Origin of the sequence: Parvularcula marina, assembly GCF_003399445.1 — a bacterium.
Lineage (GTDB): Bacteria > Pseudomonadota > Alphaproteobacteria > Caulobacterales > Parvularculaceae > Parvularcula > Parvularcula marina.
Window position 1 is genome coordinate 16,621 of sequence record NZ_QUQO01000002.1, and the last position, 14,122, is coordinate 30,742.

The 14,122-nt window shown below is 50.6% G+C and carries 14 protein-coding genes; 5 read left to right on the forward strand and 9 right to left on the reverse strand.

Features of this window, described 5'->3' with window-relative positions; genetic code table 11:
* Nucleotides 1-157 precede the first annotated feature (157 nt).
* Nucleotides 158-1,633, forward strand: coding sequence for a DUF2779 domain-containing protein (locus DX908_RS14045; RefSeq protein ID WP_116393125.1), 1,476 nt, complete (start codon nt 158-160; stop codon nt 1,631-1,633).
* Nucleotides 1,634-1,655: 22 nt separating this feature from the next.
* Here DX908_RS14045 and DX908_RS14050 read toward each other — a convergent pair whose 3' ends face one another.
* Together DX908_RS14050 and DX908_RS14055 are read right to left on the reverse strand one after the other, a co-directional pair.
* A complete protein-coding gene (locus tag DX908_RS14050) occupies nt 1,656-1,856 on the reverse strand; it encodes a hypothetical protein (RefSeq protein ID WP_116393126.1) in 201 nt (66 codons plus the stop codon).
* 53 nt (nt 1,857-1,909) lie between these two features.
* On the reverse strand, nt 1,910-2,242 hold the full coding sequence (locus tag DX908_RS14055; protein WP_116393127.1) for a helix-turn-helix domain-containing protein: 333 nt from the start codon (nt 2,240-2,242) through the stop codon (nt 1,910-1,912).
* A gap of 95 nt (nt 2,243-2,337) precedes the next feature.
* Between DX908_RS14055 and DX908_RS14060 the strand changes: the two genes are divergently transcribed.
* Complete coding sequence (locus DX908_RS14060) at nt 2,338-2,724, forward strand: hypothetical protein (RefSeq protein WP_116393128.1); 387 nt, start codon at nt 2,338-2,340, stop codon at nt 2,722-2,724.
* A gap of 333 nt (nt 2,725-3,057) precedes the next feature.
* Here DX908_RS14060 and DX908_RS14065 read toward each other — a convergent pair whose 3' ends face one another.
* The 7 genes from DX908_RS14065 to DX908_RS14095 form a co-directional block, all read right to left on the reverse strand.
* Nucleotides 3,058-3,954, reverse strand: a complete 897-nt coding sequence (locus DX908_RS14065) for an AAA family ATPase (RefSeq protein WP_116393129.1) — start codon at nt 3,952-3,954, stop codon at nt 3,058-3,060.
* Nucleotides 3,951-4,097 (reverse strand): AAA family ATPase, encoded by a 147-nt coding sequence (locus DX908_RS16810; RefSeq protein WP_116393130.1) that lies wholly within the window; start codon nt 4,095-4,097, stop codon nt 3,951-3,953. The genes DX908_RS14065 and DX908_RS16810 overlap by 4 nt, the downstream gene beginning before the upstream one ends.
* Nucleotides 4,098-4,101: 4 nt before the next feature.
* Complete coding sequence (locus DX908_RS14075) at nt 4,102-5,010, reverse strand: DNA-primase RepB domain-containing protein (protein ID WP_116393131.1); 909 nt, start codon at nt 5,008-5,010, stop codon at nt 4,102-4,104.
* A gap of 15 nt (nt 5,011-5,025) precedes the next feature.
* Nucleotides 5,026-5,244, reverse strand: a complete 219-nt coding sequence (locus tag DX908_RS16815; protein ID WP_369122917.1) for a helix-turn-helix transcriptional regulator — start codon at nt 5,242-5,244, stop codon at nt 5,026-5,028.
* A gap of 51 nt (nt 5,245-5,295) precedes the next feature.
* Nucleotides 5,296-6,033 (reverse strand): hypothetical protein, encoded by a 738-nt coding sequence (locus DX908_RS14085; protein ID WP_147303816.1) that lies wholly within the window; start codon nt 6,031-6,033, stop codon nt 5,296-5,298.
* A complete protein-coding gene (locus DX908_RS14090; RefSeq protein WP_116393134.1) occupies nt 5,987-6,904 on the reverse strand; it encodes a tyrosine-type recombinase/integrase in 918 nt (305 codons plus the stop codon). Before DX908_RS14090 ends, DX908_RS14085 begins: the two co-directional genes overlap by 47 nt.
* A 665-nt stretch (nt 6,905-7,569) precedes the next feature.
* The gene (locus DX908_RS14095) at nt 7,570-11,217 is read right to left on the reverse strand and encodes a hypothetical protein (RefSeq protein ID WP_116393135.1); all 3,648 of its coding nucleotides are present in this window, start codon (nt 11,215-11,217) and stop codon (nt 7,570-7,572) included.
* A 285-nt stretch (nt 11,218-11,502) separates the two neighbouring features.
* Between DX908_RS14095 and DX908_RS14100 the strand changes: the two genes are divergently transcribed.
* The 3 genes from DX908_RS14100 to DX908_RS14110 are packed head-to-tail and all read left to right on the forward strand — an operon-like array spanning nt 11,503 to nt 13,647.
* The gene (locus DX908_RS14100; protein ID WP_116393136.1) at nt 11,503-11,901 is read left to right on the forward strand and encodes a hypothetical protein; all 399 of its coding nucleotides are present in this window, start codon (nt 11,503-11,505) and stop codon (nt 11,899-11,901) included.
* Nucleotides 11,902-11,944: 43 nt separating this feature from the next.
* Nucleotides 11,945-12,298, forward strand: coding sequence for a hypothetical protein (locus DX908_RS14105; RefSeq protein WP_116393137.1), 354 nt, complete (start codon nt 11,945-11,947; stop codon nt 12,296-12,298).
* A gap of 8 nt (nt 12,299-12,306) precedes the next feature.
* Complete coding sequence (locus DX908_RS14110; RefSeq protein WP_116393138.1) at nt 12,307-13,647, forward strand: energy transducer TonB; 1,341 nt, start codon at nt 12,307-12,309, stop codon at nt 13,645-13,647.
* The last annotated feature ends 475 nt before the right edge of the window (nt 13,648-14,122 follow it).

Genomic DNA, 14,122 nt, shown 5'->3' on the forward strand with positions numbered 1-14,122 from the left:
CCTTCGGCGGCGCGACCTCATCCTTTTAGTCGGCACTTCTAATTGAGCTATCTCTAGCGCGACTACCCAACATGCGTAGCGCGAGTCATCGCTTGTGGACAGCCGAGAGTTGCCCGGTCAGGATTGGGTTGGGGAAGGAATAGGCAGGAGGGGACCTGTGCAGCTGACCAAATCGCTGATCGCGGCCTACGATCAATGTCCGAAACGGCTGTGGCTGGAAGTGAACGAGGGAACGCCGGATCGCGACGACCCGCAGGGCGACCTTCGCAAGGCGGAAGGCGAACGGGTCGGGGCCATCGCACGTTCGCTGTTCCCGGACGGCGTATTGGTTCAGCCCGCCCTGCCGCCTGGAGAGGCGCTTGGGAAGACGCGAGAATACCTGGCCTCCGACCCCCGCGTCCCGATCTTCGAAGCGGCGCTTTTGTTCGACGACACCTATGTGCGACTCGACATACTCGCGCCGCTACCGGATGGCTCGTGGCACCTGATCGAGGTGAAGAGCGCGACGAGCGTGAAAGATCACTATGCGCAGGATTTGGCCAGTCAGGTCCATGTGGCGCGCGGCGCGGGGCTGCCGATCGGGCGCGCCAGCATATGGCATATCAACAACACCTTCGTCCTCGAGACTGAAGATGTTTACGATGGTCTCTTTACGGACCGATCGGAGATCGAGGGTCTGGACGACTTGATCGCCGGGCGCGCGACCGACATCGCTGACGCCTTCGATCTTCTGGACCGGGATGAACCGGCGCACGATATGGGTGATCACTGCACCAGCCCTTATGATTGTCCGTTTCAGGAGCGATGCGCCTCTGCACTGCCCGCGCCACCTGAATGGTGCACCAGTATCCTCCCGAACGCCAACGGCAAAAAGGCAGCTGCCGCGCTCGCAGAAGAAGGTGTAGACGATCTTCTAAAGGTACCGGTCGGATACTTCGACAATCCGGTCCTGCATCGCATCCATCAGGCGACAGTGTCCGGAGTACCGTTTCACGAAGCCGACGCGATCAAGGCCAAGGTTGGTTCGTGGCATTATCCGCTACATTTTCTCGACTTCGAGACGATCCAGTTCGCCGTGCCTCGTTGGATCGGCACGCGGGCCTACGCGCAGATCCCGTTTCAATTTTCGAACCATATTCTTCAAACTGACAGCACGGTCGTGCACCATGAATTTCTGGACCTGTCGGGCAATGATCCCCGGCGCGCCTGCGCGGAGGCGCTAGTTGATATTCTTTGTACCCCCGAGGTCGCTGCGGGGTCGGTCGTCGCCTACTTCGCAAGTTTTGAGAAACAGTGCATCAAAGCATTGGCACTAGCGTTCAGCGACCTGAGCGACGACTTGATGGCCCTGCATGACCGGGTCGTTGATCTACTTCCCATCGTCCGGAACCATTATTACCACCGCGATCAACGAGGCAGCTGGTCGATCAAGGCCGTTCTGCCCACCGTTTGCCCACAACTCAGTTACACCGATCTTGAAGTAAAAGACGGCACCAACGCACAAGTCGCTTACATCCGAGGGATAGATGGGCAACTGAGCGAATTAGAAAAATCAGCAGTCAGCGATGCGTTGCGGTCATACTGCCAGCGGGACACGCTTGCGATGGTGGAGTTGTTGCGAACTCTATCATGACCAAATCTATTGATTGCCTGCATCAACTAACGAGCAACGATCGCGCCTCCTTCTCCGCCGCTGACCCCTTCGTCCACTCCCAAACATCTCCGGGTTTGTGGGCTTTCTTCAGTTCAGGGAACTTCTTCGGATCGGAACAAGCTTCTCGAAGCAGCTTACGAGCCTCTCGAGGATCAACTTTGAGCTCGATGCAAAGGGCTTTGAGGGAAATCTTCTGTGTCATGTCGCATCTCCAATTCTGTGACGATGCGATTCTAAGACGTTAACTGATGAATGTCAGGAAGAACTCTTGCGACGTTGTAGGAGATCGATGACACCGAAGAGAAACTCACGGTCGCGGGGAGAAAGCGCCATCGCACGTTTCTGAAGCGTTGCGTCAAATCCCTGTGACTTGACCGTCATATCGGCGAAGAAAGCTTCTGGCGGCACATTCAATGCCTCGGCAAGCTGGCCGATTGATCGAATGCTCGGAGTCGTTTTGGCCCGCTCGAAATTGGAGATGGTCTCAAGGCTCTTACGAGTCAGCTTAGCGAGCTCCGCTTGTGAGAGCCCAGCTGCCTTCCGGAGTGCTTTTATCCGAGACGCGACGTGTTTGGTGATGTCATTCATCACCTACAATTTGTCGTGATCCTACGGGTCCGTGCATTGAAGTAAAGTTCCTCTTAAGAAAAACGGCTGATGGTTGCGGGCATGGAGTATGCCTGATGTTTGAACCAGTTCATCTGACACAATGGATTCCATGGGATCAGCGATCATCGCTATCGCGGGGACCCGGCCTTTACCTGATCGGGAAAGGTGCCGGACTCGACGTGATTTACATCGGCATGACTGTTGGGCGGAAAGGTATCCGGTATCGCCTCTCTCAATTCCATCGGTCCGCGACAACGGGTCAGCCGGGTCATGCTGGTGGTGTGACCTACCACAACAAACTCGGGTCTGACGTGACGGAGCTGTGGGTACGCAGCCATATCCCTCACGGAGTGGCCACAGACGATCAGGTCATGGGTTGCTATGTGGAATATGCTGAACGCGCCCTGATCTGGCAGCATGTTCGAGCGACAGGGCAGCGCCCGATCTGCAATACGCAGTAAACGGCCACAGACACCCGAGGGCGATCTCGAGAAAATTTCTGGTGGTCAACAGTAGACAGATCATTTTCGCGCGCCCACGACCCTTTGACGGGCGTTTTGAACCCCAAATCGAACCCCGAGGTCAGGCGAAAGTCCTTCCGCTCACGAAAAAAGCGAGCCGAGGATTATCTCCCAGCTCGCCTTATCTTCTTTGTAAAGACGGATAGTTAGTCCGCGTGTCGCTCTCGATCTACATCCAACTGTGCCAACATCGCCAACTTGCCCCATCAGAGAGATGGTAAAGTTCCAAGAATACCAGCTTTATACTTGGGTAAATTGGCGAGGTTGGCGAAGTTAGTCCGCGGCCAAGGCCATGAACCACTTCTTACCGACTTTTTTCTTTTCGACGCCAAGCTCTTGCCGAGCTCGATCGATTGTACGTTTCGAGAACCCCACTTTACTCGCATTCGAATAGACATCGTTGGAAGACACGTTACCCTCAGCAAGGGTGTTCTCAAGGAAGGTCATCGCTTGGTCGAGAAGTGAAGGAGATCCCTTCGTGCCTCCTGCCAATTCCTCTGCCGAGATTGGAGAACTACCTCGCCACTCGAATCTGGGTTGGTCGGACCCTGGAACTTCGACGAGCTCATACATGAAGCTCTCGCCGCGCTTACCGATATTCGTTTTGGAGTGTGCGGCAACGATTAAGTTTGGTTGTTCCGGATGTCTTTCGACCATCAACATAGACCGGACGACACCCGCCACGTCGATTGCTCCCTGTCCGCGGTAAATCGCTTTCGAAGCATCGCCTTTTCTTAAATGACGTAAGACCAGAACAGCGGCGTCGACGGACCGGGCGGCACGGAGAATGCCGTACAAGAATGGCCTGATCGTGGTGGGACTGTAGGGGTTTTTTTCACTATCCATATAGGCATAAAGAGTATCGATCACGATCACGATCACGATCACGATCACGATCACGATCACGATCACGATCACGATCACGATCACGATCAGGGTAGGGTGGTATTTTTTTACCGTTGCCCTCATGCGCGTCAGACCATCACCAACCAATGGCTCGTATATGTACTGAAGACGGATGTTGTCCGGATTTCCACCCAAAGCATCGACTCGCGGTCTAATTGTGTGTTCAGGATCATCTTCGACACCGAAGTAAAGCACTTTGCCCTCGTCGACCCGGTCCTGGTCCATGATCAAGCCACCAGTTGAAATAACGGAAGCGATCTTCATTGCCAGAACGACTTGCCGACTCCGGGGTCACCCTCCAAAATTGTCATTTGCCTACGGGCTATAAATGGTTTCCACAGCCATTTGGTGATTTTGGGTTTGATGCTCGACAAGTCGCGATAGCGGGCTGGTTTGTGTCTCTTCATGGTTTCATGACTCCAATTTTTTTAGAATTCTGGATACTTCGGAAACAAGCTTGGTTTCGTTCTTCCCGTGCTTTTGGATAAAGTGGGGCTGTTCCCAGACCGCAGATGCAATTTCGTCTGGAGACGCCCCGGCGTGATGAAGTGACGCCACAATCGCGTAGATGACGCCAGATCGATCACCATCCACAGCATGCACATCCGTGCGTCTCAGCAGGTACCGAACTTTATCAGATAATTTTGTCCGGTACTTTCTCAGTACGTCTTTCCGGGTGGTCACTGACGGATTCAATTTCCTTGTACTGACCTGCGCGTTCGAGACTATTGCCGTAGGAAAGTCATCCGTACTGAAGAAAATTGGCAGATCGTACGCCAACCTGACGAAGGGGCGGTCGTATTGCGGCTTGTGATTATACGTATACGGGATACGCATCATCTTTGTGATCGACCATCCATTCCTGCCAGAACCAGAACAGTAAGCTAGGGCCTTCGAGCGAGCTTCCGCTTCCTCAACGGGTATAAGCTCGTTCAAAAGCCACAATCCTTGATATCGCCCTGGTGAAGTCTCGATCAGCTGAGAAGGAAAAATCTCGAATTGATTTGGATCAGCGTCATCGATATCGACATGTAGATAGCACGTAGACAAAGCAAACTGACGCTTCCGTTGTGTCTGTGCAAAAACATGTGGACAGAAATAGAGGTCGAATTTTGTGCGCGGGTGATCACGAATAAATGAAATCATCCCTTCGTAGTCGTTTGTCTCAAAACACCGTTCGGCCCATCGGCCAGTTGAGCGGGCCATGGCTGCCAAAAATACATGGCCGCCAGGTTGGCCCTCATAGACCATTTCAAGAAATGGTTTGATTCGCTTCAGCCAGTGAGGCTGGGGCTTTTGGCGTCTAGTCTGCTTAGCCATAATCAGTACTGACTATTATTTCGACTGAGAGAACTGGCGATCTATCCACGCCTGAATCTCCGCCTGATCCCATGCCACGCGGAAGCCTGCCAATTTGGCGCGCTTTGGAAACAGCCCCGCTGCCTCCCATCGTAGTAGTGTTGAGGGTGACTCTGTTATACCCAGATCTGGTAGTTGGTCCTTACGCAGTAGTTTTCTCAAGATAGCCTCCATTATGCGCGCGAATTCACGCATGAGAAAGAAACTACTTAGACAGACAAAATGGTAGAAAATGCGCTCTGCTTCTCACGCTGAATTTGCGTGAGAACGATCGGGAAAATCCTTGGCGACCTGCCGTAGCAGGTGAAGGCTAATTAGCGCGTCGATTGGGAAAATGTGATCCGTCACGGCACGTATAAATGTATATAGATATGAGCTCGGATTATCTTGCCTGTCATAGCTACTAGTTTCAGCAGGATGCATACTCAGCCGACTACGAAACAGTTTCAGTAGCTCACTTCCAAGAGCCATCTCAAATTCAGTGCGATTTTTTCCTCGATCTGAGGCACGATCATCGAGTTCCGCTATCGTCTCTAATGCCCATTCATGCAGAAGCTCTAGCTGCCTTGAAAGATCCTTCAATTTAGGAGGCTTCGCGTTCATCAAGTTTGGCCAAACAGAGAGGAGGCCAAGCTTTTGCTCGGAAAGCACTGACTGAATTTTTTCGATAGGCTTGACGATATCAGTTTCTATACGTCTATATCGTTCGTTATTCGTTAGAGCAGCCGGACCATCCTGTAGGCCTAAAGGGGAGGTGAGCGCGATTTTCAGGAAAGCTTTCGCTAGGACCCGAAGGTCCTCAGCAAGGTCTGTTAGGGGACTATTTTCTGGAAGCCCCAGTTTCCTTGCCAATCCAGACATCATGTCATCTTTAAACAGATCAATGTCAGGATGACGCCCCTCCGGATACTGGAACTCTGGGCAATACCACAGTGTTTCAAGCCATTTGGTGTAGTACGGATTGTGCTGAGACTTTCTCAACATGGTCACTCCAACATTCTAATGAGGCTCGTTTCTCCTCGGCATAAGCATATCGATTATAGGTTGCTGCGACACCGCTGACGATACCTGACTTGTGGTTCAGTACAGCCTCAATGATATGTGGGGCTGTACCGAGCTTAGCCAAGCCAGTGGCCGTAGTCCGTCGGAGGTCATGCAGTCGCCAGTTGGCCACACCAGAGGCTATATCGAGCCGCTTCTTAAGCCTCCCATACCCCGATATCGGACTCCGGCCTGTAGTGGTGAAGACGTAATCAGAGCCAAGGAAATTTGGGGCTAATCGTGTGATTGCAAGCGCCGACTCTGCGAGGGGAACCTCATGGGCACAACCGTTCTTGGCCTGATCGGCTGCGATCGTCCAAACACCTCTGCTGAAGTCCACATCGCTCCAACGCATTCCGCCGACCTCTGACCGTCTCTGACCTGTGAGAATGAGCATTTGAACCAGCGGTCCGAACGGAAATCCTTCAGCTTCGGCGGCGACCCAGATCCGACCTAGTTCATTATCGGTCAGCACTCGGTCACGGGGGACCTCTTTCACAATGGCTCGCGCGTTTGAGATCGGGTTGACCTCGACATATCCACGATCAAGCGCCCAGTTGAACAACTTTCGAATGTTCGCGAGCGTTCGGTTCACGCTAGCGCCATTACCTTTCGCACGAAGCTCGTCGAGCACATTGAATATGTCTCGGCGGGAAATGTCGGTAACTTCCCGGGCATCGAATTGAGAAAATTTCTTGAGCCGAGAGATATAGTTGCGGACATCCTTGCAGTTCTCCCGCACGTGCAACTGGATAAACCTCTCACGGACTTCACCGAAAGAGGGGGCTTGCCGCTCGACTTCTGCTGTCAGCATCGAGATACTCAATTCATGAGCGCGCTTCCTTGCGCCGGCCAAGCTGAGGCGAGGGTAGTCGTCGAACTTTCTACGGATATTCTTTCCATCCACTAGCTAACGAATATACCAGGATTTCGACCCATTCGGCTGGACACGGACGGCTAGATTCTTGCAAGCCGCATCAGCAACGAAGTAACGCTTCTCTTTGGGTTTCAGCCCCTGAATGGTCTTGTCTGTCAATCGAACTGGCATACCAAAACATAAGACATTGGTATGTATGCGTCAGGCTTTTTGTTGAGGCTTTGTGGGTTATGATGAAGTGATTTAAAACAGACTGATCAAAAATAGCGTGTACTTACAAATTGGTAAGCAGCTTGCCGTCCCGACTAGCTAACCCCGAACGTGCTCACAATTCGCTCTAAGCGAAATAGTGAGCAAGTAGAGTGGGGGAGAGTGAAATTTGCAACAACCGATAACTTGTGGCGCAGCCATGCCGTCTTCATATGCGCGTTAGTGAATTTCGACTTCTACATGGAACTCTGTCTGCCACCTAAACGGCAGCCTAAAATAGGAAATTCCAGCTCAGTGTGACTCAAGTTTCGGTAAGCAGGTCAGATGGAAAGTTACATAAAGTGGATGCCTAATAAGCTTAAATCGGCCTACTATCCACTCCGAACATCAGCCTAAGAGTCGGGGCTGACTTCATACTTCGTCTGCTGATATTCTGCTAATTGAACCCATAGCGCTCCATGAAAACGTTCCGCAAGCACTCTAAGCATATCCGCATCGCGCTTTCCATTTTTCCTCCACATTTGCGCAGCTTCACTCTGATTAGGCTTGACTCTAAGCTCATCGTACATTCTGTAGGATAGCTTCGACCGCTCTAAGAGAAACCGCGCTCGCAATCTTGTCACTGGCGAAAATGAAAACACTAGCGTTTCGGCTCTAGCTAGAAGTGAGAGTGCCCGCTTTAAATACAAAATCGAATCATGTGGGCGTTGCATGAGCCGCGTCATCATGGCTTCGATAACGTAGATCACCGCTCGCTCCCTGTCATAAATAACATGTGTACGGATTAACTCATCAAGCATTAGCCTGGCGTACTGTCCAAAGACACGATACTCCTGATTTCCCGAGTAGCTGCTTGTTTGCTCATGTTGAAGAGCATAATTCTCTAGCTTTGCCGCTACCCTGATGGCGTTGCGCGTCGGGTGACCAGAAACGGAAAAACCTGGCTTGCCAGGAAACGCTCGGCGACCAATCATCCTTACGATTTCTGCAACCTCATAAACAGCAAAAGCGTGGGCGAATAAGTGCATTCCACCCTTGAAGTTGACTTCCACCCCGGTTGGACATCCAAATTCTTGGACAATCAATCTGTGAGCATTATAAGTTCTTAGCCACTCCTCCTTATCCAAAAGCCTCTGCAACTCTGCCGATGTTGCAATGATTTCTGCATAACGGTTGAGAACATTTATCGCATGCGAAACATCAGATATTCGCCCTGAAGAAATATATTCATTCAGTATGCATTTTATATCGCTAACGTTGGAAGCAATTGCGACTCCAAGCAACTCTCCCCCGCCACCACTTCTGGCCAATTGCTCAATTATTGAGACCTTTTTCGACGCATACTGAAGTAAATCATTACACAATTGAGTGCCTGCAGCTACCATTGATTCATCAATATTTACGTCAGGAAATGACCGACTCTTGAACTGCTCAAGGCGATGATAAACCTTATCTCCAATGTTGGGAAATTCAAGGATTGCCTTGTCAAGTTCTTGCTTGTGCTGTCTCTCCAGAACGCCCAAGCTCACATGTCTGCTAGATGCAGCGTCAATGTCATGGCAGGTTGCAGAAGAGAAATTCAGATTGAGAGCTCTTAATGCCTGGCCTTCCGACAGCATAATGATTTCATAGGTAGATTTCTTTGAGTGCTCTGGAAACTTCGGGTCATCAAGTACAGATTGCTCTCTATTCGGCTCATCTATGTCGGCGCCTTCCAACAATAACCAAGGACGCAAAAAGGCGGTAAGCAATTCTATCTTGGCCTGGTCACGGCCAAAAACCCTCGACAGCCTCCAATTTGGAATATTTTCAAGTAAGCGAAGATATATGTCATTGAATAAATACTCCCAGAGGTCATAAGGCATGTGAGGGATCTGCAGCGTCTCTCCAGTTCTGACCAATGACTTGTCCATCGACTTCGCACGTACTAATCCGATGGCTGACAACCCGTGTAAAATCGCTTGAAATAGTCGTCTCTGAGATCTCAATCCGTGACGCTCCGCCGGCTCTGCATGCAAAATATGGACTGAATACTGAGATAATGCTTCTTGACAGAGCAGCACGTGAATTGTTCTGAGAACAGAGAAGTTTTCACGATCAGAAAGAAATGAGTCTAAAAAGATCTGTCTGATACTACCGTGGCGGAACTCAAGTACTCTTTCTGGCGACCCCTGCTCAGCGATCAGATCATCGGGTATGCCACGCCCTAAATAATCTGCATACCTTCCAAATGTAGCAATGGGCGCAAGCACAGATTGCATCACCCCAATCGAACTTAATCCAAAATCATCTTGAGCCACCTCTTTAAGATTGGCGCTTCTTTGTGCTTTAGGTCGTGCTTTAGCCCGAAAATCTCTGGTCAATCGGTTAAGTGTATTCGGCTGCACCCCATCTGGGGTAGCAATTAGAGTTACCATCCAAAACCACCAGACGGGCTTATTGTCCTTGAGCATCTCCATGATTAAACGGGACACTTTTCGCGCTCTATTCTTCTCGTGTATAGAGGCTAGATATATGCTCTCGACACGCGTCCTTAATTGTTCCCTATCAAGCGACAAGCGGTCAGAAAGCGAGATGGCAGCATCGAGAATACGAAGAAGATTCTCCGATGTTTCAGACTTGATCGCCCTTTCTTTCCACATTATCAGCGTCTTTAGATTAGTATACTGATGCGATTCATCGATCTTTTTCATATCATTTTTATGTGCCTTCGGAAGTATACTCGCTCTACTGATCAAATGAGATACTTTGCGATACCTCTGTAATCCATTTGCTGATTTTTCCGGTTCAGACTCGTCAGTCTCTTTCAAAGGCTTATTGCTGACGACCAAGATTCTATTCAATCTCCATGTGTCCAAGTTCACAGGCTCGCCATTAGGCATCATAGTTGGCGGCTCTAATAGTGCCGGAACCAGCGTAGTCAGGACATGATCGTCGCGGATGATCCGGAAAACTTCATGGAAAGTTGAATCACATTCCGTATGCCCCCAAAAAATGATGAGCGCTGGCTTGTTGACGAGCGAATTTCGGATCTCTTTGATCATTCGCGCCAATCGTGCATCACCAATTGGCACGGCAAGAGCTTCGGATGATGGCCATGATCGCTCATGGGCAAATTCATGGAGTATTTTGACGATCTGATGGTAGCTATATGGGGCAGCCGTCATATCTGCAGCACTCATGGGCAAACAGATAACCCTTAGGTCAAGGCCACTTATTTTGGGCACCATTTGACCAATATGCTTGGCTAGTGCCCCTTGTCCTTTCATCGTCGTTGGGGCGAAGACATTAAATACACGCTGATCGCTATGCTCACAGAGCCACTGTTTGATCTCTTCGATCAGCGTTTCCCGATTCAACTTGAAAAATGGCCAGTTTCCTGGATCAAAAAAACCAGGCGTCACAAAGTCATCGCTCGAGTTGGGCTGAGCAGGCTGCTCTACGTACACCCCGGTAGCAAACCATTTCTCAAAATTTTTAATGGCATCTTTTCCAGCGAAGCTCAAAGTAAGAAAATCACGGGGGTTTATATATTCCGTGTGTGCATATTCTGGAAGGTTATTCCGCCAATCACAGAGGACATTCGCGATCTCCTCAAAGACACTCGCCGGAAGAGTTAGGGCGCTTTGTGACTTTGGGTTAAAAAATCTGTGTAAAGCAACTTCCTCGTCTCCTGTATTTATTGCCGAAACAGGTTTCTTAGAATTTGTAGTTCGTTCACATACGAAGCCCTCAAATCGGGAAGTCCCAGGCTCTGGTAGTTTCGCGGCATAAGCTCGGATGCGACTACAGATATCGCCGCAGTCCTCTGGCCTGACCACGTTTAGTGCAGCATTGATGCGAAGGACGATGCCCAAGCCATGTATGTCCAAAAACCGATCCAGGGGGTGTGGCTGGTGAGGGACGCTACAAACGTGCCTTCCCTCCCTTAGGAGCTTTTTCAGGGCATCATAAGTTTCGCTAGTGGGTGCCGTTTGATTCGCGTCACACAAAGCCGCCCAGAGCTTTTGGCAACCCACTTCATAATTAATGCCTGACATAGCCCCCCCCCAGCGCCCCCAACATCGATATGCATTTTTGCGCATCCGTGTGTCGGACCGCTTATGCCCCAATGAAGGGAAATGCATAAATGAAGGCGGGTCAAGGCAAGGCATATGCATTTATGAAGATTTACACAAAACCGTCACAAAAAATAATCTGATCCGTTCTTTGGCAACCGTGCAGTCCAGCCATTTGTGGCGAAAATAGAAACCGGGCGCTGAAGAAAGACTGAACCCGTCAGCAATCAGGGCCCCTAACCACGCGCTTTCCAAGGGAGACCCATTATGCGCAATATCCTTAAAAGCTCTGCAGCCGGCATCGCCGTCTTTTCCATTTCCATCTCAATAGCGGCAGCTCAAGAATTCGATGTCGGCGAATGGGATCAGACTTATCAGTCTGAAGATACGATCATCGCTGGCATTGGCGGCGGTGACGTCAACATCGGTATCAATACAGTCAATGCGGAAGAACTGCGTGCGGATCGTTTCGAGCAAGTTTTCCAATCAGAAGATACGATCATTGCTGGCATTGGCGGCGGTGACGTCAACATCGGCATCAATACTGTCGAGCTTGATGAACTGAATGCCGGAAGCTTTTCGCAACGATTCCAGGCAGAAGACACAATCATTGCTGGCATTGGCGGCGGTGATGTCGATATTGCCATCAATACCATCAATCGTTGATCACAAGGGATAGGGGGGCTCTGCCCCCCTTTATACCAAGATCATGAAACGCCTGATCGGTATTTCACTTGGGGCGATGGCGCTCGCGTCGTCTCAAGTCTCCGCGCAAGATGGTGAGGTTGCCCGTCTCGAGGCGGAATATCTCCGCGCATACGTAACGCCACTCGGTGTCAGGGGTGAAATCGATTTCGATCCAAATCAAATCCCGAATGCCTCAAACGGTAGCGTGTTTGATGATGGGACCAGTTTTCTCCTAACGGATTCGGTAATCGATGTCGGGTGCTCAGATATCGTAATTGGTGGGTCTGGCCAGGACGGCAGTTTAGGCCTGGCCCTGCCAAATGAAGAAATCAGCACAGTATTGGTCGATGTGACCATTGTTTCGTTCTGCGATTGAGGTGGGGAATGCGTATTTCGTCTATTGGCATCTTCTTATTTTTGATCGCCTCTCTGATGGGGTGCGCAGTTCCCTACTATACAGAGGATAATCCGCCGCCTGAGGCAAAAAACCCCATCGAAGAAGAGGCTTGGGGTAAGCTTGGTCCATCCCCAAGACAAATACGGCCTGTCGAGCAATCGATCGATGGGTTCGTCGCCTGTATTGGAAACGATATCGCAAGTCGGGCGCCCACGCAGGTCAATGAGATATTTCAATGGCCCATCGCGGACAAAACAGGGGCGCCTAAATTCCTGAAGAAGGCCTTTTCAGAAGGAGCGAGCGATTGGCTGCCAGGAGTCACAAACATGATGGGTCGTGAAAACTTCAAGGTCCTCGTGTTGAACCGTGGAAAGATCAATGCCGATGATGTCTCTAACATGCTCATTTTTTCAGGGGCGTGGACTGAATATGACCGCGTGACGCTATCGCAAGCGCGTGCTTTAAAATTGAAAATTATGGGGGCCGAACTTAGAGCTGGTGGAGACACTAGCTTTGACTTCATAGGCCTTGACCTAACGTACCGCACAAATAGTAGTAATCATTATGAGGGGCATGTGGCAGTTCGTGCGCTTGTGGGGACCACCTCGGGTAATGTGGACCTTCTGTACGAAGATGGTGGTAATGGTATCGCGGTAAGTGGTCGATACAGAGACGTTGAGGGGCTCCATTCTACACAGCGGGCCCTTTACACTTATGGCATAACGCAACTGCTGGCGCGTGCGCGCGGCGTCGATCCATTGCATTGCGCTAGACAGCCCAATCAAGCGTTGAGTGCACGTGCCGACCTCATGCGCCAATACGATAAGCTGCCATTGGCTGAACGGCATATGCTTGCCCAGAGATGGCTACGTCACGAAAGTTTCTTCGAAGCGACCATAACGCCGAACTGGAACCAGGCCGCATCCATGGCCCTCTACCGTTTTCTGGTAAGTGTCGAACAAAAGCCAACTTATGACCTAAGCGCACCTCAATTTGTTTTGCTTGCACAGCGTGCAGAAGATCGGCGGTTAAATTTTCTTACTCGAGGCCGAGTGCCTGTTGAACCAGTTAAGGTCGAGCGCCCCGCCTTCCCTTACAATTGCCTAGGACGCCGGATTGAAGGTTTTGCTGTGGTCCAATTCGACATCACTGGCGCTGGCGGTGTCATCAATCCCTTCATACGTGAAGCTTCGCACCCCTGCTTCGCTGAAGCCGTGAGTGAATCCATTTCCAAATGGAAATATCCTGTTCACGTGGGAGTCGCGCCTTATGAGGTCACTCAAAGAAATCTCGAGCAGCGTTTTGAATTTCGATTCACAGATTTGTGAGATTGTCCTAGCCCCCTAAAACGTATCCACTTTTCAATCTAAGATTTATTTGACTTGCACCCGTTATTTGGGCCACCCGGCTGGAAGATTTTCCGTGATCAAGGGCGTGTCGATTTTGCTTCGTTACGGGGTTCAATTTGGGGTTCAACTTACCCTGCGCTTGACTGCTTCAGGATGAAAAGAGCTGAAACTGGATGCATTCGTTAAAACGTAATCCTGCAGCCGATTTAGCACCGAAATGACGTGATCTGAAGCAAGCTGCAAAGAGCCTGAGCCAGATTGAAAATCCGCGTGTCGGTGGTTCGATTCCGCCCCTGGGCACCATTTTTCTTATCCCTATAGATCCGCTGATCGATCTCAATGGTTCGGACTATTGCCCGTCCTTGGTCTGGCTGCCGTCAGCTACAGACCGAAGAGAGCAGGGCGCAAAGAAAAGGCCCGCTTCGTTGAAGCGGGCCTCTTGGAATTTCCCAGC

Bases quoted from the DNA above. Each gene is read 5' to 3' on its own strand.
- DX908_RS14050 (WP_116393126.1), bottom strand. From the start codon at position 1,856: ATGACACAGAAGATTTCCCTCAAAGCCCTTTGCATCGAGCTCAAAGTT.
- DX908_RS14055 (WP_116393127.1), bottom strand. From the start codon at position 2,242: ATGAATGACATCACCAAACACGTCGCGTCTCGGATAAAAGCACTCCGG.
- DX908_RS14060 (WP_116393128.1), top strand. From the start codon at position 2,338: ATGTTTGAACCAGTTCATCTGACACAATGGATTCCATGGGATCAGCGA.
- DX908_RS14065 (WP_116393129.1), bottom strand. From the start codon at position 3,954: ATGAAGATCGCTTCCGTTATTTCAACTGGTGGCTTGATCATGGACCAG.
- DX908_RS16810 (WP_116393130.1), bottom strand. From the start codon at position 4,097: ATGAAGAGACACAAACCAGCCCGCTATCGCGACTTGTCGAGCATCAAA.
- DX908_RS14075 (WP_116393131.1), bottom strand. From the start codon at position 5,010: ATGGCTAAGCAGACTAGACGCCAAAAGCCCCAGCCTCACTGGCTGAAG.
- DX908_RS16815 (WP_369122917.1), bottom strand. From the start codon at position 5,244: ATGCGTGAATTCGCGCGCATAATGGAGGCTATCTTGAGAAAACTACTG.
- DX908_RS14085 (WP_147303816.1), bottom strand. From the start codon at position 6,033: ATGTTGAGAAAGTCTCAGCACAATCCGTACTACACCAAATGGCTTGAA.
- DX908_RS14090 (WP_116393134.1), bottom strand. From the start codon at position 6,904: ATGCTGACAGCAGAAGTCGAGCGGCAAGCCCCCTCTTTCGGTGAAGTC.
- DX908_RS14095 (WP_116393135.1), bottom strand. From the start codon at position 11,217: ATGTCAGGCATTAATTATGAAGTGGGTTGCCAAAAGCTCTGGGCGGCT.
- DX908_RS14100 (WP_116393136.1), top strand. From the start codon at position 11,503: ATGCGCAATATCCTTAAAAGCTCTGCAGCCGGCATCGCCGTCTTTTCC.
- DX908_RS14105 (WP_116393137.1), top strand. From the start codon at position 11,945: ATGAAACGCCTGATCGGTATTTCACTTGGGGCGATGGCGCTCGCGTCG.
- DX908_RS14110 (WP_116393138.1), top strand. From the start codon at position 12,307: ATGCGTATTTCGTCTATTGGCATCTTCTTATTTTTGATCGCCTCTCTG.